The sequence below is a fragment of the Pseudomonas frederiksbergensis genome, from assembly GCF_001874645.1.
GTDB lineage: Bacteria > Pseudomonadota > Gammaproteobacteria > Pseudomonadales > Pseudomonadaceae > Aquipseudomonas > Aquipseudomonas frederiksbergensis_B.
This window is the reverse complement of sequence record NZ_CP017886.1, coordinates 378,779-397,484: the sequence shown is the minus strand read 5'-3', so window position 1 is coordinate 397,484 and position 18,706 is coordinate 378,779. Positions and strand designations below refer to the sequence as shown.

Annotated in this window: 22 protein-coding genes and 3 pseudogenes; 18 read left to right on the top strand and 7 right to left on the bottom strand. The window is 56.0% G+C overall.

The window, feature by feature from the left end:
• The first annotated feature begins 68 nt into the window (after positions 1–68).
• From BLL42_RS01810 to BLL42_RS01790, 5 genes are read left to right on the top strand one after another with little or no spacing between them, the layout of a single operon-like run.
• Positions 69–446 (top strand): GPW/gp25 family protein, encoded by a 378-nt coding sequence (locus tag BLL42_RS01810; protein WP_071550520.1) that lies wholly within the window; start codon positions 69–71, stop codon positions 444–446.
• On the top strand, positions 430–1,551 hold the full coding sequence (locus BLL42_RS01805; protein WP_071550519.1) for a baseplate assembly protein: 1,122 nt from the start codon (positions 430–432) through the stop codon (positions 1,549–1,551). The genes BLL42_RS01810 and BLL42_RS01805 overlap by 17 nt, the downstream gene beginning before the upstream one ends.
• Positions 1,544–2,125 carry a phage tail protein gene (locus BLL42_RS01800; protein ID WP_071550518.1) on the top strand — a complete coding sequence of 194 codons (582 nt, stop codon included), beginning with the start codon at positions 1,544–1,546 and terminating at the stop codon, positions 2,123–2,125. The genes BLL42_RS01805 and BLL42_RS01800 overlap by 8 nt, the downstream gene beginning before the upstream one ends.
• Positions 2,125–3,795, top strand: coding sequence for a gp53-like domain-containing protein (locus BLL42_RS01795; protein ID WP_071550517.1), 1,671 nt, complete (start codon positions 2,125–2,127; stop codon positions 3,793–3,795). The genes BLL42_RS01800 and BLL42_RS01795 overlap by 1 nt, the downstream gene beginning before the upstream one ends.
• A gap of 12 nt (positions 3,796–3,807) precedes the next feature.
• Positions 3,808–4,233 carry a phage tail assembly chaperone gene (locus BLL42_RS01790; protein WP_071550516.1) on the top strand — a complete coding sequence of 142 codons (426 nt, stop codon included), beginning with the start codon at positions 3,808–3,810 and terminating at the stop codon, positions 4,231–4,233.
• Positions 4,234–4,435: 202 nt separating this feature from the next.
• Here BLL42_RS01790 and BLL42_RS01785 read toward each other — a convergent pair whose 3' ends face one another.
• Both BLL42_RS01785 and BLL42_RS01780 read right to left on the bottom strand, forming a co-directional pair.
• Positions 4,436–5,128 carry an SDR family oxidoreductase gene (locus BLL42_RS01785; protein ID WP_236721955.1) on the bottom strand — a complete coding sequence of 231 codons (693 nt, stop codon included), beginning with the start codon at positions 5,126–5,128 and terminating at the stop codon, positions 4,436–4,438.
• Positions 5,128–5,454 (bottom strand): nuclear transport factor 2 family protein, encoded by a 327-nt coding sequence (locus BLL42_RS01780; RefSeq protein ID WP_071550515.1) that lies wholly within the window; start codon positions 5,452–5,454, stop codon positions 5,128–5,130. The genes BLL42_RS01785 and BLL42_RS01780 overlap by 1 nt, the downstream gene beginning before the upstream one ends.
• A gap of 99 nt (positions 5,455–5,553) precedes the next feature.
• Here BLL42_RS01780 and BLL42_RS01775 point away from each other — a divergent pair, with 99 nt between their 5' ends.
• A complete protein-coding gene (locus tag BLL42_RS01775) occupies positions 5,554–5,895 on the top strand; it encodes a winged helix-turn-helix transcriptional regulator (RefSeq protein ID WP_071550514.1) in 342 nt (113 codons plus the stop codon).
• Between the two features lie 324 nt (positions 5,896–6,219).
• Here the strand turns inward: BLL42_RS01775 and BLL42_RS01770 are convergent.
• Positions 6,220–6,936: pseudogene (locus BLL42_RS01770) on the bottom strand (tyrosine-type recombinase/integrase); the annotation flags it as partial.
• Here BLL42_RS01770 and BLL42_RS01765 point away from each other — a divergent pair.
• Positions 6,933–7,375 (top strand): annotated as a pseudogene (locus tag BLL42_RS01765) (phage tail protein); the annotation flags it as partial. The pseudogenes BLL42_RS01770 and BLL42_RS01765 sit on opposite strands and share 4 nt — an antisense overlap.
• A gap of 476 nt (positions 7,376–7,851) precedes the next feature.
• Complete coding sequence (locus BLL42_RS01760; RefSeq protein ID WP_071550512.1) at positions 7,852–8,343, top strand: pyridoxamine 5'-phosphate oxidase family protein; 492 nt, start codon at positions 7,852–7,854, stop codon at positions 8,341–8,343.
• Positions 8,344–8,434: 91 nt separating this feature from the next.
• Here the strand turns inward: BLL42_RS01760 and BLL42_RS01755 are convergent, their stop codons facing one another.
• Positions 8,435–8,659 (bottom strand): hypothetical protein, encoded by a 225-nt coding sequence (locus BLL42_RS01755; protein ID WP_071550511.1) that lies wholly within the window; start codon positions 8,657–8,659, stop codon positions 8,435–8,437.
• A gap of 648 nt (positions 8,660–9,307) precedes the next feature.
• Here BLL42_RS01755 and BLL42_RS01750 point away from each other — a divergent pair.
• From BLL42_RS01750 to BLL42_RS30015, 5 genes and pseudogenes are all read left to right on the top strand, one after another.
• Entirely contained in the window at positions 9,308–9,550 is a 243-nt protein-coding gene (locus BLL42_RS01750) for a hypothetical protein (protein WP_071555672.1), read from the top strand.
• Between the two features lie 156 nt (positions 9,551–9,706).
• On the top strand, positions 9,707–9,943 hold the full coding sequence (locus BLL42_RS01745) for a hypothetical protein (protein ID WP_071550510.1): 237 nt from the start codon (positions 9,707–9,709) through the stop codon (positions 9,941–9,943).
• A gap of 84 nt (positions 9,944–10,027) precedes the next feature.
• Positions 10,028–10,153 (top strand): annotated as a pseudogene (locus tag BLL42_RS30955) (EAL domain-containing protein); the annotation flags it as partial.
• A 308-nt stretch (positions 10,154–10,461) separates the two neighbouring features.
• A complete protein-coding gene (locus BLL42_RS29460; RefSeq protein WP_071550509.1) occupies positions 10,462–10,890 on the top strand; it encodes a hypothetical protein in 429 nt (142 codons plus the stop codon).
• A gap of 327 nt (positions 10,891–11,217) precedes the next feature.
• Positions 11,218–11,394: a hypothetical protein gene (locus tag BLL42_RS30015; protein WP_161492336.1), complete on the top strand. Its 177-nt coding sequence runs from the start codon at positions 11,218–11,220 to the stop codon at positions 11,392–11,394.
• A 63-nt stretch (positions 11,395–11,457) separates the two neighbouring features.
• Here the strand turns inward: BLL42_RS30015 and BLL42_RS01730 are convergent, their stop codons facing one another.
• Entirely contained in the window at positions 11,458–12,210 is a 753-nt protein-coding gene (locus tag BLL42_RS01730) for a carbonic anhydrase (protein ID WP_071550508.1), read from the bottom strand.
• Between the two features lie 243 nt (positions 12,211–12,453).
• Between BLL42_RS01730 and BLL42_RS01725 the strand changes: the two genes are divergently transcribed.
• The gene (locus BLL42_RS01725; RefSeq protein WP_071550507.1) at positions 12,454–12,696 is read left to right on the top strand and encodes a DUF1652 domain-containing protein; all 243 of its coding nucleotides are present in this window, start codon (positions 12,454–12,456) and stop codon (positions 12,694–12,696) included.
• 13 nt (positions 12,697–12,709) lie between these two features.
• Here BLL42_RS01725 and BLL42_RS30010 read toward each other — a convergent pair whose 3' ends face one another.
• Complete coding sequence (locus tag BLL42_RS30010; protein ID WP_071550506.1) at positions 12,710–12,910, bottom strand: hypothetical protein; 201 nt, start codon at positions 12,908–12,910, stop codon at positions 12,710–12,712.
• Positions 12,911–13,035: 125 nt separating this feature from the next.
• On the opposite strand from BLL42_RS30010, the gene BLL42_RS01715 reads away from it, so the two are divergent.
• Together BLL42_RS01715 and BLL42_RS01710 are read left to right on the top strand one after the other, a co-directional pair.
• Positions 13,036–13,266, top strand: coding sequence for a hypothetical protein (locus BLL42_RS01715; RefSeq protein WP_071550505.1), 231 nt, complete (start codon positions 13,036–13,038; stop codon positions 13,264–13,266).
• Positions 13,267–13,427: 161 nt separating this feature from the next.
• Positions 13,428–13,643: a hypothetical protein gene (locus tag BLL42_RS01710; protein ID WP_129586923.1), complete on the top strand. Its 216-nt coding sequence runs from the start codon at positions 13,428–13,430 to the stop codon at positions 13,641–13,643.
• A 171-nt stretch (positions 13,644–13,814) separates the two neighbouring features.
• Here the strand turns inward: BLL42_RS01710 and BLL42_RS01705 are convergent.
• Positions 13,815–14,977, bottom strand: a protein-coding gene (locus tag BLL42_RS01705) for an IS3 family transposase (RefSeq protein ID WP_129586922.1) whose coding sequence is annotated in 2 segments (ribosomal slippage) — positions 13,815–14,722 and positions 14,722–14,977 — 1,164 coding nt in all. Because the reading frame shifts where the segments join, the coding sequence is not laid out codon by codon here.
• A gap of 365 nt (positions 14,978–15,342) precedes the next feature.
• Between BLL42_RS01705 and BLL42_RS01695 the strand changes: the two genes are divergently transcribed.
• Both BLL42_RS01695 and BLL42_RS01690 read left to right on the top strand, forming a co-directional pair.
• Positions 15,343–18,174, top strand: coding sequence for a xanthine dehydrogenase family protein molybdopterin-binding subunit (locus BLL42_RS01695; RefSeq protein ID WP_071550502.1), 2,832 nt, complete (start codon positions 15,343–15,345; stop codon positions 18,172–18,174).
• Positions 18,167–18,706 (top strand): (2Fe-2S)-binding protein, encoded by a 540-nt coding sequence (locus BLL42_RS01690; protein ID WP_071550501.1) that lies wholly within the window; start codon positions 18,167–18,169, stop codon positions 18,704–18,706. Before BLL42_RS01695 ends, BLL42_RS01690 begins: the two co-directional genes overlap by 8 nt.

Genomic DNA, 18,706 nt, shown 5'->3' with positions numbered 1-18,706 from the left:
GCACTGATGTTGCCCGTCTTTAAACCAGATTAAAAGCCGGCGCTCGCCGACCGTCCCATCATGGGCACATGACGACATCCATCCCTTACACAAGCCTCACCGCTGCTCACTGGCAGCCTGCCCTCGGCACCTCGGGTGAAGTGGTCGTGGGGCTGCGCGATATTGACCAGGTCATTCGGATCCTCATGACCACGCCCAAGGGCAGTGATCCTCATCGGCCAGAGTTTGGCAGCGATCTTCACCTCTACCTCGACTGGCCCACCAACCGTGTGACTCCGCACCTGGTGCGCGAAACGGTCGATGCCATTCGTGTTTGGGAAAACCGCGTCACGGTGGTCCAGGTGCAAGTCCTTATAGATGAAGCGCAGATCACCGTGAGAGTGCTCTGGCGCGTCGCTAATGGGATCACCCAAGTGACCGAGGTGCCTTATGCGCGAGCTGCCTAAACCCGAGTTCATCAAGATTGATCCTGCGGCGCTTGAAGCCGAACTGATTGCCCGCTATGAGGAAAAGTCCGGCAAAACCTTGTACCCGGCCCAGATCGAGCGCCTGTACATCGACCAGATTGCCTACGCCGTCACTCGGTTGCAGATGGGTATTCAGAACGCAGGCGAGCAGCTCCTGGTGCGTTTCGCTCGCGGACCGATCCTCGACTACCTCGGTGAATTGGTGGCTACACCCAGGCTCTTGGCACAACCCGCTCAATGCCCTTTGCGTTTCCGCATGCCCGCCGCCGTGCTGGCACCCTTGTTGATTCCTGTTGGAACTCAGGTCAGTACCCAGGATGCGAAGCTGACGTTCGTGACGGATCAGGATGTTGTCATTGCAGTGGGGCAGACCCAGGTGACTGTCATTGCGACGTGCCTGATTGCTGGTGAGTTGGGTAATGGTTGGACCATCGGACAGATCAGCAGCATTGGTACCTCGCCAGCAGCGGGGCTGGTCGCTAGTAACACCAGAGTCACAGCTGACGGTGTCGAGGACGAAGAGGATGACCGTTACCGTGAGAGGATCATCCTGGCGCCTGAGGCGTTCAGCAATGCCGGAAGTCGCGGTGCCTATCGCTACCACGCGTTGGCCGTGCATCAGTCGATTATTGATGTCGCCGTGCATGGGCCGGACGAAGGGCAACCAGATGGTCATGTCGCTCTGTACCCGTTGACCACCAACGGATTGCCATCGGACGACCTGCTGCAACAGGTCAAGAATCAGGTCAGCGGCGAAAAACTCCGTCCCTTGTGTGACACCGTCAAGGCATTGTCACCGACTGAGGTAGGTTTTCAGATCAAGGCACGGCTCACCTTTTACGCCAACGCAGTCCGCAGCGATGCCATGGCTGCCGCGCAGGCCGCAGCTGACGCCTATGCCGTAGAACGTCGGGCCGGACTCGGACGGGATATTGTGCAGGAGCAATTGACGGCACTGCTCCAGGTGACTGGTGTGTACCGCGCCGATCTGGAGCTGCCTGCTGCCTTGCGCGAACTGCAAGGCAACGAATGGGCAAACTGCACCTCAATTCAACTGATCGATGCTGGGGTGGCTTATGGCTGATCAGCAGCTGCCCCCTGCGCTGGCCGGTGATGAACGTTTTGCGCTGCTCTGTGAGTTGCTCGACGAGACGTTGACCGACCTCGATCTCAACGTGATGTTGGTCTACCTGATCGACCTGGTGAAAACGTCACTACTGCCGACCCTGGCCGATCAATTCTCGCTCCTCGATGAGGCTGCCTGGATGTTGGCCGAGTCCGAGGAGGCCAAGCGCAACCTGATCAAGAGCGCCGCCGAACTGCATCGCTTCAAAGGCACCCCCTGGGCGATGCGCGAGGTCATTCGGCTGCTGGGGTTCGGTGAGGTGGTCCTGCAGGAAGGACTGAACAACCAGGTGCACAACGGCTCCATCACCAGAGATGGGAGCCACGTCCATGGCGCCCCTTCAGCGTGGGCGCTTTACCGGGTGTATCTCCAGCGCGTTATCACCAACGATCAGGCCGCGCTCCTGCGCCGACTTTTACTTTCCGTCGCACCGACTCGCTGCCGACTGGTGTCGCTCGACTATCAATCGGTAGCCATCCGACACAACGGCGTTGCTCGCCGCGACGGCCAATACAACCATGGGAGCAGCTAATGGCCGATCTACCCGAATCAAATGAATGGGCACCAGGTGTCTATCAGCTCGAAACATCAGATCCTGTGCTGGGTGGGCCGGAAGGTATCGACAACCTCCAGGCAAGACAGCTCGCGAGTCGCACTAAATGGCTCAAGGATCAAATTCAGAAAATCATCAATGATGCAGCACCGTTGGCTAGTCCGACGTTCACGGGTGACCCAAAGGTGCCAACCCCGCTAGCCGGGGACAATGATCTGTCCGTGTCGAACACTGAATTTGTGCGCACGGCGTTGCACGGTAATACGTTCATTGATGTCTCGGGCTCGGGCGTTCTAACGCTGTCGGCGGCTCAGGCCGGGACCGGAACGCTGAGTCTGTACGGGACTCTCACCGGTAACCGGACGATCATCGTGCCGACATTGCCCGCGCGTTTTCAGGTGGTCAATGGCACCACTGGTGCCTTTTCCTTGATTGTGAAAACGGCGACCGGTACGGGGGTCGCGGTAACGCAGGACACGTCAACTCTGCTGTTTGTGACCGGTGCAAACACCATTGCTCAGCAGCAGAGCGACTTTGACAGCGTGAACCTGACCGGCAATCCGAAATCCCCCACGCCGCCCCCTGGAGCCAACGATAAGTCGGTAGTGAACTCCGAGTTTGTACAGAGCGCCATCAATGGCGCTACTTCGGTGAATATTGCTGGGGCCGGCAATATTGTGCTGACAGCGGCTCAACTGAGTGCAGGCATTGTGTACCTGTCAGGCGTGTTGACCGGCAACAAAACGGTGATCGTGCCAAACGTGACTGCTCGATTCCAAATGCAGAACGTCACGACGGGCGCCTTTACGGTGACGGTAAAAACGGCGGCGGGCGTAGGGATTGCGATCACGCCGAACACGTCCTCCTTGCTGTTCTGTGATGCCACCAATGTGCAGTTGCAGCAATCGGACTTTATCAGTCCGGTCCTGCGGGGTAAGCCGTTAACGGCCCTTCCTCCTCGGTTCGATGTCAGCACCCAGGTGATGAGTACGGAGGCAGCGCAAGCCCGAGGGCATCAGTATTCAGGCTTCTGGTCGTTTTCGGGGGCGACACCGGGAGCTGTCGGCCACGTTGGTGGGGTGGTCCATTGCTCGGGGGCTACGAACAACTCCTACAGTCTGCCTGACAGTGCAACGAACAACATTCCAGTAGGGGCTGCCATTCGGGTGCAGAACTGGGGCACTTACGCTATGGCCCTGAGTGTTCAGGGTGCCGACAAGATGCAGGAAAATATAGACGGCATGTGGACGGCTGCCACGCGCTCGATTCCGCCAGACACCTACGTCGATTGCATGTTCATCGGCATGAACCTTTGGTTGCTGACCGGCACGGGGGTGGTCGGGAAAACCCGACCGTGGGCTTGCATGTTGGGTCCGTCAGGCTATCAAAAACTACCATCCGGTTTGATCGTTCAATGGATGACCGCGACCTTCTCGGGTCCGGGTCCGGCTTCGGGCGCTTACAACTTGCCGATTGCTTTTCCGAGTATGAACTTCGGTTGCCTGGTCACCATGACGGACAGCGTTATTTATGGCGCCAGTGGGACGCCCTTTGTGGCAGGCATGGCTAACGGTCTTGGCCAAGTGCTTTTGCAGACGAACTACACCGCCAGTCAATCGGCGGGCAAGGTGTTGGCCTTTGGGATTTAAGGGGAAACGATCATGGTTTATTCCAGTAAGACAACGGGACTTTTTCACGATCCAGATTTAGGCGGTGAGCTTCCGGTGGACGCGATTGAAATATCAGCCGAGCTACATGCCGAACTTTTGACGGGGCAAGGAAACGGCAAGAAGATCAGTTTCGATACTGAGCCGCCGTCTCTGATTGAGCGTCCGCCGATGTCCCCCGAGCAGTTGGCTGACATCGAGCGCGCTTGGCGTGACGGGCAGTTGGCTACGACCGACAGCGTCGTGGCGCGCCACCGTGACGAGCTAGAAGGTGGCCCGACAACCACGCTCAAAGCCGAGCAATACGCGGCGCTGCAAGTCTACCGGCGTGAGCTGCGTGACTGGCCACAATCGCCTGGCTTTCCCTCTCAGGAACTTCGTCCCGCTCAACCCACCTGGCTCATCGAGCAGGAACGGTAAACCATCCTCGGGGCGTCACGACCTTTTGTGTCCTGTACGCTCTGCTCACGAGCGAGCGTCTGGAAAGGGAGCGAAGCAAAGGAGGAGCTAAACTTCAGTTGGAACGTTCAGGCCGACCTGTTTTGATATTCTGTTGCAACAGGTGCAAAAGAATCTGAAGCTATTTATCTCACGTTAGGGTGCGGATTTTTCGCGCTCGGCGTCAGGCTACTTCCCTTGGTTTAGCGGGGCGTCCGATTGGGATGCCTCCCAGCGAGCCCATTACGATTTGGCGGCCACCCTCATAATCGGTGCCGTTCTGCCTCGCAATCTCCTCTACAAAGGCGACTGATGCCTCCGTCTCCACCCATCCCGGTGAAACCCTGACCACGCGCACGCCCTTGGGGCTGACCTCTTTGGAAAGGCCCTTGCTGTAGTTCGAGAGCGCGGCCTTGGCGGCGGCATACGCAAGTGTGGATTCAGGCAGCGGAAGCTGCCGCTGGATAGAGGTGACATGGATGATGACACCCGAACCTTGCTTGAGCAGCATAGGCAACAGCGCTCGGTCAAGGCGAACTGCTGAGAACAGGTTCAGGTCCAGAGCCCGTTGCCATTCCTGGTCGTCGAGCACCGCATAGCCACCGGCTGGAGCCGATGAGCCGCCAGCGACATGAACGATGATATCGAGCCCGCCGAGACGATCATGGACGGCATCGAAGACGCTGGCACAACCCTCGGTGGTGGTGATGTCCGCTGAGACGAAGAGGTCCTCGGGCAGGTGTTCGGGACGCGAGCGCGCAGCTGTCAGGACTTTTGCGCCAGCCTCGCGAAGTCGGGAGACGACGGCTTCTCCAATGCCTTTGGTTCCGCCGGTGACCAGCGTCCGGAGGTCTTCGAGTTCCAGTGCGATGCTCATTAGCGAATCTCCAGGGATGCGATCTTGTCGTCGACGAGTACAACGGTGTAAGTGAGCTCGACAGGGCTGCCAGGGAAGTTCCCCGTAAGCCGAGCGAGCAGGGTCACGGTCTGTCCTTCCTGCGAGCTGCTCAATGGTTCGATGCTGTATTGATACTTGGCCTGGGAGGCTTGCTTCCAGGACTTGATAGCCTCCAACCCCTTGTACGTCCGGCCTTCGTCGCGCACGGTGGCATCTTTGGCGAAGCAGCGCTCCAACACCTCGGTGTCAGTAATCTTTTCGGCCGCAAGGTAGCTGGCGAGCGGTTCAGGCAATTCGATTTTCATGGCGATTTCACCTCACTGATGTAAGGATTTCTTCATCCACATGCTCGCTTTCGGCCATACCCGATGGCAAGAACCCACGAAAAAGTAAGCTAGGGAAATATGAGAAAAATCTATACGCCCTCTACTGCGGCTAGCGAAGTAGAAGCAGTGTTCAAGCAACTCGAAGGACGTTGGAAGCTGGTGATCCTGTTCCACCTCTTCGGTGGCCAGGTGCAACGTTTTTCCGAGCTGGAAAAGCTAATCCCCGAGATATCCCAGAAAATGCTCGCCCAGCAGTTACGCCAGTTGGAAGCGGATGGCATTGTGCATCGCACCGCCTATCCGCAAGTACCACCCAAGGTGGAGTACCGCATGACAGAGTGGGGTCAGGCGCTTTGTCCGGCACTGGATGCACTGTTGAAATGGGCGGAACTTCGGGAAACGCTCAAGCCAGCAGATTGAACCTCCCAAGTTTCGCAGCCCCACCTGAGAGGACACTTCTGGCCGAATGCAGTCGCCGCAACAGCGAGAGCTTCATTCCGCAATTTTTTGAGAGGCCCTGATTTTATTGGCTTTCAACGGTGGCGAAATTCACAATATGCGGAAAAATAAACCCTGTAACTAGCTGATTTTAAATAAGAAGTACTTGGACTTAAAATCCCCCGCTCGTAAGGGCGTGCCGGTTCGATTCCGGCTTCGGGCACCATATTTATCAAGGGTTTGCGAGCGAAAGCTAAGCAAACCCTTGTTCATTTCTGGTCCGCAATTTCAGAGTTGGTCCGCAATTCACTTCGTTGGCGAGACTTTCTTGCCTTTTCGGTTGCGGATGTACTGCTCTGTCATAACGACGGTGGTATGCCCAAGTTGATCCTTGGCCTACATGATGTCACCACTCGATTCAGCCTTGTCCGTACCGGCCTTTGCGCGAAAATCGCGCATTTGAAACTCTGGCTTTGAAACACCAGCGGCCTCCCTGGCCACATCAAATCTTCTGCGCAACATCGCCACTGTCATCGGTGTGCCTTCCTCTGTAACGATCAGCCGCGTCGAGCGGACCTTATGGCCTAACTTTCGGGCCGTGATTCGATCAATCAAAACCTTCAGTTCACCGGTCACTTCGATTCGTCGCTTGGCCTTCGTCTTACCTTGCAACACCCAAATTTGCCCGTCGCGGATATCGCGTTCGTCCATCAGGCGTGTGTCGGTCATGCGCTGGCCGGTCAAATAGGCCAGATCCATAGCATCGCGCAGGCCGACATCAGCCTTGTCGTGCACGCGCTTGAACAGTTCGTCCTCGATATACGCGTCCCGACCGGTCTCCTTATTACCCTTGATTCCCGCACAGGGGTTGGCCAATGAGGTGTAGCCGGTATCTCGGGCGAAGTTCCAGATTGCACTCAGCAGCGCTTTTTCCCTGTTGGCTCTCACTGGCGCCGACTTTCGCCAGGTGAGGTACTGGCGGACATGCAATGGCTCGATAGTTTCCAGTGGCGCGGGTGGATCTACGCACCATCGTGCCGACCGGTAGTACGCCATTGCTAAACAGTCCGTTTGTGCTCGGCGCTTGGGACTGTTTTGCTGTTGTACGAGATTTTTACATCCGCGCCATGAGCATCGAGCTGCCAAACTTCAAGCGCGAAGATGGCTGGTGGGAGAATGCGGACGCGGCAAGCTTGCACGAGGCCAACTACGAGGCAGCAGGTTTCGTGAGAGTCGATCAGCCGGAGCGTGGCGACATGATCGTTATGGGTGTCGGTCGCACGGCTCACCCGAATCGCGCGATGCAGTGCTACCTGGCAAAGAGTCAGATACGTTCGGGCCTGGGCCCTTTCTGCTGCACCACCTGTACGGGCGGCCGTCGGAGATCATCGTCTTCGGCGGCCTCTGGCTCGACCGAACACGCCTGATACTCAGGCACAAAAATGCACAACCAACGACATGATGCGGCAGGGCTGCGAGAGGAAGAAAATGGGGGAGATAAAATTGGCAAGGCTTGCTGACGAGAAGATTGTTATTTCTGGACTGGGGCTTGGGGCTGGCAGTGGTTCAGTCACTGCCAGCCAAGGCCTCAAGAAAGTCGCGACAGAATGAGGTTGATAATTTCCTCATACTGGCTTTGGTTTCCGTTCTGTATCTGAACGGATTTCAGCTCTTCCCTGAGCCTTGACGGTCTGCTGTGAGTCACCAAAGGATGACGTATAGGGGGGTATTCACACTAGTTGGTAAAGCCGTTCCCGCTAGCGTTTGATTGAAAGTCAGAACACACTTATTTTCCAGAACCTGAACGGCTGCCTTAGTCGTTTGCCAGCGTCGACAATCAGCTTAAAGTCAGCAATAAACATTTATCCGCTCAACGCATTACAACGTTGCATCGCCTTATTGAGCAATCTATGCCTGCCTCCCTACGGAAGAGAGCTTATGCAGACCGACAAGACTGAATCACTTCTTCACATAGCCCGCAGCATCGTTGCCAAAGTGCCGTATTGCATGGCAATTACCGTTACCGAAGCGGGCCATGCGAATGCTCGTATTGTTGAACCCTATTCATTGAGCGAACACTGGTCGGTGCGTTTTCTGACGGGGCGGCAGTGCCGTAAGGTGCAGGAAATGCAACACGCTGGGCGAATGACCCTGTCTTACCAATGTGATGAAGATCATGCGTACGTGACACTGCTTGGACAAGCAAAAGTGCTGGATCACGATCCGGCACTCAAAAGCACGTTGTGGCGGAAGAATTCAGACTTGTGGTTCCCTGGCGGACCATTTGACCCGGACGTGGTGGTGATCGAATTGCGGGTCGAGCAGATTGAATTGTGGTGTCTAAAACTCGGCGTGGCCCCACCTCCGCTCGGCCTGCAAGCTGCAATCCTGAAACGCGATGGCGCCGAATGGATTACGTTGGTGGGCTGAACACAGAGACTGCCTAGGTCGTAAGCGCGCCGAAATTGGCGCAATCCCAGTCCTTGGGCTTGCAAGAAAGGGCCGGGACAGTTGTTCTTCGTTAGTCCAGCCAGTCTCGCTCAATATACAGACGCGGCCCACCTTGCTGGTCGTTAATGGTGAAACGGAAAACGGCGGTGTCAGTTGAGCCGTTGCTGTAGTAGAAGCTGATGATCCCCTGCCATGGGTTTTTTGCTGACAATCTAATGCTGCGTTGCGTGTCCTTGAGTTCTGGGTAGCGCTTGTCGATTGCAGTATCAAGCGATTTGCTCTCTTCCAGAGACATGATTAGGCGGCAGTTCTTGAGCCGGGACAGAATGCGCTTTTCTATATCCAGCCTGGGAAGGTAACTCTTGGGGCGGCGTATTCGGGATCTGGAATGTGCAGTATGGGGACGGAGCGAATAGAAAGAGACGCTTCAGCGCAGCAAAACGTAATCAAAAAATATCGAGTCTTTACTGGCGGCGATGGGCAGATAGATATTCTTCCCACCACGCTCTGAATCGAAACCGCCTATTGGCGGTTTTTTATTGTCCGGAATCATTAGACCACTACATATTGAGCATTTTGAAAGGTGCGTGTGTGCTTCCTATCGCCAAGCTGCTCTCGTCAGTGCATTTGCGATGGCGAACTAGAACTGTAGAGGCCGCGGCAGTGCCAACGTTCGACCTGTGGAAGTGGCACGCCGTCGAGAGCTTACATCGGAGTAACAAAAAGCCCGCACGCGGCGGGCTCTTTGCATATGGGGTCAAATCCTTTTGTCCACTGAATCTGCGCTTTGGTTTGTGAGCGCTTTGTGAAAAGCATGTCGAAGAATTGAAAGGCCCGCAAAGAGGTCGAGGGGTTTTCTGTCGGCAGGGAGATGCCTTGCCGAGGTAGCATGGCGAATGTGTGTGCGGGTTACTCGAATATCAACCACCAGAGGGATGCAGCAATGACTGAGCGCCATTTGATCCACTCGGAAACGCTTTCGAACGGACGCAAGATCGAGGTCAGGGCCAAGATTCTGAGGGACGGTTCGTTGCAGATGTTCATCGGTGTTTACCAGCCAGACGGCACGGTCCTCCTTGAGGACAACGACCCAAAACCGCATCTGCTGGACATGGAAGATGCTCTGGACTGGGGGATCGAAATCGCGAGAGGCGCCGGTAACGACCCTAACATCAGTCAGGCTTGATAATCACTGGATCTGATTTTTTGGTGTGCCGACTCCCACGAATGAATCATTGAACTGCTTGATGGTCGTATCTGCGGTTGAACGCTCTCCGAACTAAACTTGTGGGTAGCGACAATCCTTCTCCGTAGCACTGACCTTTGCTTTTAGGATGTCCAAATGAAGCGCACAGCGATAATGATCCTGGCCATTTCAAGCTCTCTCCTGCTGGGAGGCTGCTGGCCTTACTGGGAAGATGGAGGCGGGCACGGTCGAGATCATGACCGAGGTCGCGAATATAACCGTGGTTATGATCGTGGTTATGAGCGCCACGATGACCGTGGATACGATCGTCGTGACAATGATCAGGGTGAAGGTCGTCACCATAATCGTGAATATGACGACAGAGGCGACTGACACATACAAGCCTGCCCTTCAGAGCGTGTGAGTCCCGCTCTGAGAAAAGCCCAGTCCTAGTGCTGGGCTTTCTCGTTTGTGCGCCAGCCGCAAGTCGATCTGATGAACGGGCGTCTTGTCGGCGTAGAGGCGCTGGCACGCTGGGAACACCCAACACCGGGAAGTATCTCGCCAACGCGATTCATACCCTTGGCCGAGGAGTGCGGGTTAACGCTGAAGGCATTGAGCATGCTGCCTAGCGCGACATTCTCAGATTGCAAGGTTATGAGGTCGGGCAGGGATGTTTCTTCTCTGTCCCATTGTCTTCCGGGGAATTCATGCAATGGATGCCGAGCGGCTGAGCTGGCGATAGTTAACGGTGCAGGAATAATTCCTGGCCAGCCACGGCAGTCGATCAGGTCTTCATCCCTGACATCTATACTGTTTGTCATGTATTCAGCCATGGGATCACGATCCTGGGGCCTATCCTGTTCACTCGCTGGTGATAAAGCCTTGGCATAGTTTTACGAGGGCTCAACATGCGGATTTTGATAGGGGTTGCAGCCTTTGCATTAATTTCAGGGTGCACGACTTCTCCAGTTTCAGCAGAAAAAGCAGCTCAGGTTCCAAGTGATCGGGTTTTTGCGTTTCAGCAACCCGTCGAGGGAGACAGTGGAACGATTTTTGTAACTCGTGATGGTGGCTTGCTGGGTTCGGCCTGTTACATCGGTGTTTACGTGAATGGTGATTTTGTTGCGAGAGTGGGGCCTGGTGAAGGAGCAAGATTTTTCACTAAACCTGGGGAAGTCTTTGTGGGCGCAGGAGAAGACCTGAAGGGTAACGGCCTGTGCTCGATAGGTATTTCCTTGCGCGAGGTCTTGACGACCATGGATGCCGGAGAGGTAAAGCATTTTCGAATTTACGGTGATGTGAGCGAGGGTATTTCAATAACGCCAAGCTCTCGCTGAAGCAGCGACTGCGCATACCTTGTTGTAGAGCTGTAATGCCCTTGTCGTAACAAGCTGTAGACTTGAAAAAAGTGTGGTTATTTAAGGGCTTAGGTGATTATTTCGTTTAAAAACAAGATGTAAATATCTTGTTACATGTCGAGTGGTGAACTATTATCGCGCCCGTGTTCACCTACCACGGTTTACGCATTTTTAAGCCCCAAGCGTCCATCAGCTGCTTGGGCTTTTTTTTGCCTGAAATTTGTCGCTGGCTGGAACTGGCTTTGAGCATGGGTCGTTTCTAAACTTCTAATATGTATCGACCGCAGGGCGTACGAGAGGTGAACCATGAAGACCGATCCGCAAGCACCAGGTACTAAAAAACCAGTTGAGCCGATCCGTTCGGATGACGCGCAACAGGACCGCGACGAGCTCCAGCCAGATAATCCGAAAAAGTGGAAGGATGATCGAAGCTTGGTCGAAGACGAGCTTGAAAAACTGCACGATAGAGCCAGACCCCTTTAAATGGCGCGAGTCAGTGGGTATGAAAAAATGCATCTCACCGCGTGGTGAGATGCATTTTGCAAATCAGGCAATCAGATCTACTTTGCCGCTGGCCAGGCGATAGATACCCCCGACGACTTTCAACGTGCCCTTGCTCAGCGCTTCAGTCAGTACGGGTGAGGCTGTCTTGAGGTTATTTACCGCGTCTTTGACGTTTTGCACGGTCGCGTTCTCGAGTAGACCTCCCGGGTCCTTGAGTACCTTCTCGATAGAGGGCCTGAGTGCGTCAGTCAGTTTCTGGATGTGTCCAGGGAAAACCGCATTGTCCTTTGTTGCCTTGATGCCGGCAGTGAGGGCGCCGCAGTCTTCATGCCCCAGCACCAGAATCAGTGGTGCGCCGAGAACCAGGACCGAGTACTCCAGGCTTGCCAAGCCTTCCTCCGTGACGAAGTTGCCTGCGACACGCACCGCAAACAGGTCGCCGCGGGCGGTATCAAACGCGTACTCGGGGGCGATGCGCGAATCAGCACAACTCAACACTGCCGCGAACGGGTTCTGGCCAGAGACCAGGGCTTCACGCTCGGACTTGAAATCATGTGTCATGGAGGTGCCGCTGATGTATCGCTGATTGCCCTTGATCAGTCGTTGAAGGGCCATGTCCGGGCTGATCGAGTTTTGTGGTTTCGGAGGAGGAGCCTTTTTCTCGGCGGCCTGGACGATGCTGTCAGGCAGCGCACCGGTAAGCAGCAGGGCACCAGCCCCTAGTCCTGCAAGCCGGAGAAAACGACGACGGCCATTTGCGTCTGGCGCAGCGGTTGAATCACAGGATTCACACATAGTCTTGCGTACTCAGGGTTTGGGTAGGAGTGACTCGCTATCAAGGGCTAATACTTCCATAAATCTTCAGCAGTGCTTCGTTGGAGTCTAGATGCTTTGTAAAAGCCTGTTGCGGGCGTCGTGGCATTACACATTGAGAAGCGGATAGCACTTTGAGCTTAATCCGTTCGCATTTGTGGGAGGCAGCTAACCTGTAAGGATCAGGCAACACTCCAGTACACAATCCCCCACGGACGGAATGCCATGTTTCCTCTTCTTCAGCTTTGCCAGATTGTGGAGTCCGGTTTCTATCCACTCTCGTGCACCTGTACGGTGAATCCCGACGGATCGTTGAGGATCACGATTGTCGAACCAGAATCCGGACGCGTTGAACTACTGATCACGGGCATGTCGACGGCGAAGCTGAGCAGTGTCCGGGAGATCGCCAACTTTATCGGTGAGCTGCGTACTGAGTTGAAAGCCGGGCGCAGAGCGTTCGCTGGCTGACACAACGATTAAGTCAGGTCGAAGGCCGACGATTGCGCGTGTTGCGAGCCTCGGCGAGGTTCAGCTTTGCCAGCAAAAGACCGGGCAGTTGCGCCATAAGGTCGGCCTTCATGCAGCGATTCGGCGCGCAGCCCGTCAGCGTGACGCCGTGAGTGCTTTCCTCGCCTGAACAGGCGGGCGACTGGTGGGTGATCTGGCGGCAGGCATTGTTCACCGCCGTAGCGAAGTACTAAATCCGGGAGTTGCATCAAGTGCACGAGAGGGTTATCAAGTATTTTGCAGTTGTATCGATTTTCAGAGCGTCGCATCGAGTGATGCCGTGACGCGGAGGGAATTGCCATGTTACTCAACAAACCTGAACACGAACTGCGCAGCGATTTCCAGAACCTTGCATCTGATTTGCGATGGTCAGCGGTGGAGCTCAAAGGCATTGCCGAGCGACTGAGACAGACCGGTAGTGAGGTCGACGCCGAGGCACTGCTGAAGACGTGCCAGGTGCTGGAAACCGCCGAAGAGCGGCTGGCAACCTACGCGGACGAAGTAAAAGCTCATCGAATCAGCCTTAAATAAGCGCGGTTCGCCATTGCAGCTCGCTCAGGGCTGTCAGGTAGCCTCTGCGACATCATTGTGGATTTTTCGGAACGATGGAAGTTTCCAGGCGTCTCAGATCAAGTCGCCTCTATAGAGTAGGGAGATATACCCAGTTGAAGGAAAGGTTATCAGGTTTTGCAGTGCTCACATTGATGGCGCTTGGCGGCATTTCGTTGCTGTTCGTTGCTAAATACTGCATTGAATACTTCGTAGGCCCCATTGCTGAGTCATGGATTGATCTCGTGCTCGTTCTCTCGGGCTATGTATTGTTCTTTTTTCTTGAGCCTATTCGAAAGCGGGTGAGTAAAAAATGGAGTAAAGATGCGAGACGAAAAAAACACAGCAGGGAAGTGTGAAGGGCGTTGAGAAGGCGCTGGCTTCTTGGGGGACTGTGATATTTCCGTAACCGTGACAACCCTTTCACGAAGTCTTCACCCTGACCGGCCTAGATTGACCTGACTCCTTTGAGATATTCCCTTCAAGCCCGCCCGCATGCGGGCTTTTTTTCGACCTCAACATTGTAGTGGTCAACTAATCCCGGACACGGTTTTGAGTTTTTCTTCAGTTTTCGCCGGGGCCAACCCATCGTTAAATTGATGGGGTCGGATCCAGTTGTAGTGATGCATCAGGTACTGGCTGATGTCTCGCTGAGCTTGCTGGCCGGTCATGTAGCCAGTGGTCGGTATCCATTCTGTTTTCAAACTGCGAAACACCCGTTCCATCGGCGCATTATCCCAGCAATTTCCTCGGCGACTCATGCTCTGGCGCATACGGTAGCGCCACAGTCGTTGGCGAAATTGGCGGCTGGCGTACTGCGATCCTTGATCCGAGTGAAACAGCAACCCCTGAGGCTTTCCACGTTGTTCGTAAGCCACGTCCAGCGCCTTGACCACCAGATCTGCATCCGGCTTTTCTGATAACGCCCAGCCCACAACTCGACGCGCGTAGAGATCCAGGACAACCGCAAGGTAGTGCCATTTACCCTGCGCCCAAATGTAGGTGATATCGCCACACCAGACCTGGTTGGGCGCCTCGACATCAAACTCCCGGTTCAAGATGTTCGGGATATCAGGCCGCTCCACCGTCGCTTTTTTGTAGGCGTGTGATCCCGGCTGCTTGCTGACCAGCTCCAGTTCGCGCATCAGGCCGCGTACCTTGAACCGCCCGATTTGCTCACCCTCTTCTTGCATCATCACGGTGATGCTGCGGCTGCCCGGCGCACTTCGCCCCCGGGTGAACAACTCGTTCACTCGACTACGCAGCCTGAGCCGCTCAACGTCAGGGGTTAGCCGTCTGAGACGATGTGCGTAGTAACTCGAGCGGGCGACTTCGAACACCTCGCACAAGCAATCAACTGGCTCATGGACGCTTAACTGATTGATCAGCGCGTACGCTCGAGATCTTCCGACATCAAGAGCGCGGTAGCCTTTTTTAGTATCGATTTCTCGCGCTCAAGGCGAGCGATCCGAGCTTCCAGCTCCTGGATTTTTTGCTGCTCTGGAGTTAGCGCCTTGCTCTGTGGGGTGATGCCTGTGCGCTCCTGCTGAAGCTGGTCGACCCAACGGCGCAGAACCGATTCGCCAACGCCGAGCGAGCGGCTGGCCTCGATGAAGCTGTAGTTTTGCTTGAGCACGAGGTCGGCAGCCTCGCGTTTGAATTCAGCGGAAAAGGTACGGCGTTGCTTGGTCATCTGACACCTCGATCTGGCGGGTATTCTCGCCTAAATGGGTGTCCGGAATCATTAGACCACTACAACATTGTCCATTTGTCGATAGGTGCAGAGCTGCTTCGACGAGGCCATACCTCGATTCGCGCTGTAGGTAAAGCTGCGCACCTTTAAACCCGCCTAAAGAACTCCTCCTTCAACGAGGGAAAACCACCTTCGAACTACTATTACTTTTGCCGAGGTCTGACAAATTCTATAAAGTTAACCATTAGGTCAGCTTTTTAGGCCTGTCAGCCCTTCGCATTGCCAGGAAGGGCTCCTGAGACCAGAGATTTCCCCGTACACCATAACGACATGGGCGGATTTCATAACCGTCCAGAGGATGATCCATGTCCAACCGTGATATATCCCGGCGCTCCTTCCTGCAGGGTGGGTTGATCGCTGGCGTCAGCGTGACGCTGACGCCACTCAGCAGTCAGGCGTTGGCTGCCTTGATGGAAAACAGCGTGACCGTCCCGTCCGAGCAATGGCTCGGCAACAACGGCAAGGCACGCATGCGCAACGACTCATTGTCCAAGGTCTGCGGCAGCAAGGTATTTGCCCGCGACATCCGCGCCAAGGACATGCCGGGCTGGCCGCAGCAACAAGGCCACGCGATGTTGCTCAAAACCATTCGCGCCGACCGCATTTATGACGGTTTCGACCTGTCGTTGCTGGGGGCCGAGTTGCAGCCAGATCGCATCGTCACCGCTGAAGACCTGGACAAGGACGGCATCGTTTTCCCTGAAGACCACGCGCCCGATCCACTGCTGCCGACCGGCAAGGTGCCGATGTTCATCGGCCACCCGGTGGCGATCCTGATCTGGAACGACTTCGAGCGTTTCCGTCAGGCCAAGAACACACTCAAGTTCAACGACAAAGCGATCCGTTACGGCGCCGAGGCGCCGTTTTACACGCGCGATCCTTATGGCAGTTTCCGTTACGTGCGGGTCGGAGGTGCAACCTCGGCGGATGAAGATGAATTCGCCAGTCTGAAAGACTCGATCCTGTTCCCAATGATTCGCGAGCGGCGTCCGGTGTGGAACGCCCAGCCGAACCTGCATGGCAACCTGACCGAGCGTGGCCTGTTTTATGCCGATCGCATGAAGCAGCAACTGGAAACCCCGCCAGAAGGCTGGATGGTCTTCGACGAGCGCTACAAGACGCCGTCGATTGAACCGGCTGCAATGGAACCGGACAACGGCAATGGCTGGTATGACCCGGCGACCAAGACCCTGCATTTTGTCGTCGCGACCCAGTGCCCGCTGGAGGCTGCGACTGAAACCGCGAAGATGATCGCACCATCGCGTTTCGGCTTGAGCACGCTGAACATGCACCCTGGTTATACCGTCGGCTACGGCTCCAAAGACCACAACATCTTTGTCTACTACGCGGCCTTGGCGGCGTTGTATGGTGGCGGTGTGCCGGTGCGTCTGGCCAACGACCGATACGAGCAATTCCAGAGCGGTATCAAGCGTCATCCGTTCGACATTCGCTACCAGTTGGCTGTCGACAAACAGGATCACACTTTCAAGATTTTCCGTGCTGACATGTCCATCGACGGCGGTGGCCGAATCAACTACAGCCCTTCGGTGGCGGCGGTCGGTGCGACGGCCGCGCAGTCGATTTACTACATGCCACAGAACGACCTGCAAGTGACCGCTTACCACTCGCGCGGCGTTGAAGCAGGCTCCATGCGGGGTTACGGCACCCTGCAAAGCATGGCCGCCACCGAGATGATGGTGGACGAAATCGCTGATCGTCTGGGTATCGACGCCATCGACCTGCGCAAGAAGAACGCGCTGCTGTCCGGGATGAAAAACACCCAGGGCGCAGTGCCGGCAGGTGCGTTGCGCCTGCACGAAATTCTTGAGAAGGCAGCTGATAACGAGCTCTGGAAAAACCGTCACGCACTGAAAAAGCAAGAGGACGCCAAGGATCCGGATAACTGGTACGGCATCGGTTTTGCCATCTGCCAGAAAGACTTCGGCACCGGGTCCGAAGCGCCGATGGCCAGTGTCGAATTCACTGCTGACGGGCATATCACGCTGCGCCATATCGGCATCGAAATTGGCACCGGCATGTCCACTTCGCAGGCCTTGGTGGTCGCCGATTTCCTCGGCAACCCGGCCAGTGAAGTGAAGACCGGCGAAACCGAATGGAAAGAGCTGCAACTGACCAGCAGTGGCAACCCGTACATCATGAGCCAGGCCGAGCAGGACACCGTGCTGCGCAACCCGCGTTGGGTCGGCAAGATTGCCTCGGCGTCGTCGGCGACCAACTCTGCTTACTACTTCAGCCACGCCACCCGTGAAGCGGCGCGTGTGCTGTTCAACCACGGTCTGTGGCCAGCCGCCGTCGAAATTTGGCGTCAGGGGCCGTTCGGTGGTCAAGCCAACCCGTATGTGCTGCGCCGCGAAGATGCCCATTGGGTGGACGGCAAACTGACCGCCAACGGCATGGAGCCGCTGCCATTTGCCGTATTGGCCAAACGTGCCCATGAGCGCGGTCTGGTGACCGGTGCAACGGTGCACGGTTTCAACCGCTGGAGCTGGGCCGAGGCCGAGTACAGCATCAATGGCGTGCGCGAGCGGTTGCCACTCGATGGTCTTGCCGTGAAGTATGGCGACGGTGCGCCGAACGCGATAAAGGCGCAGATGACCAGCGCCGGTTTCCATCTGCTGGATCGGCAGAACATCACCTATCCGGCGACCCAGTTGAACAACGCGGCGGTGACCTATTACAGCCCCGTGGCGACGCTGGTTGAACTGAAAGTGAACAAGGGTTCGGGTGAGGTGCACGTCCTCAACCATCACTCCTGGCTCGAATGTGGCCGGGTGTTGGTGCCGGAACTGGTCAAGGGCCAGCTCGAAGGCGGGATCGCCATGGGCATCGGGCACGCGCTGCTGGAAGAAATGCCGCTGTACGAAGGTGGACCTGGGGAGGGTGACTGGAACTTCAACCGTTACCGTTTGCCGCGCGCCAAGGACGTCGCGGTCTGGACGCAGACCTCGGAAATCCTCCCGCCATTGTCGCCAAGCGATCCGTCCAAGGGCATTGCCGAGGTGGTGATGATTCCGGTAGTGGGCGCCATTGCCAACGCCGTGGCCCACGCAATTGGCAAACGGGTCCGGGACCTGCCTATCACTCCAGCGCGCATCAAGGAGGCCCTCAATGGCTAACCGTCCGCTTCAAATGACCCTCAATGGTCAATCCGTCGGTCCCGTGGAGGTCCCTGAAGATCTGCCGATGATCGACTACCTGCACGAATACCGAAACCTTACCGGTTCGCGCCTGGGCTGTGGCCAGGGCATTTGCCACGCCTGCGTGGTGATTGTCGACAACCCCGACGGTACCAGCGAAGAAGTGCGCACCTGCATCACCGGCGCGCATTACTTCGAGGGCAAAAGAATCCGCACCATCGAAGGCCATGCGGCCCGTGATGAAAACGGCAAGGTCACCGAACTGAACCCGATCCAGCAACGTTTCGTCGACGAGTTCGCCTTCCAGTGCAGCTATTGCGCCCCAGGCTTTGTCAACGCTGCGACGGTGCTGGTGGAAAAACTCCAGCGTCAGCCGATCAAGAAAAGCCAACTGGAAGCGGTGATCGAGGACAGCCTCGGCCACCACATCTGCCGCTGCACCGGCTACGTGCGCTATTACAGCGCCACGCGTAACGTGCTGACCGATCTCGGCCTGGTCAAGGAGGGTTAA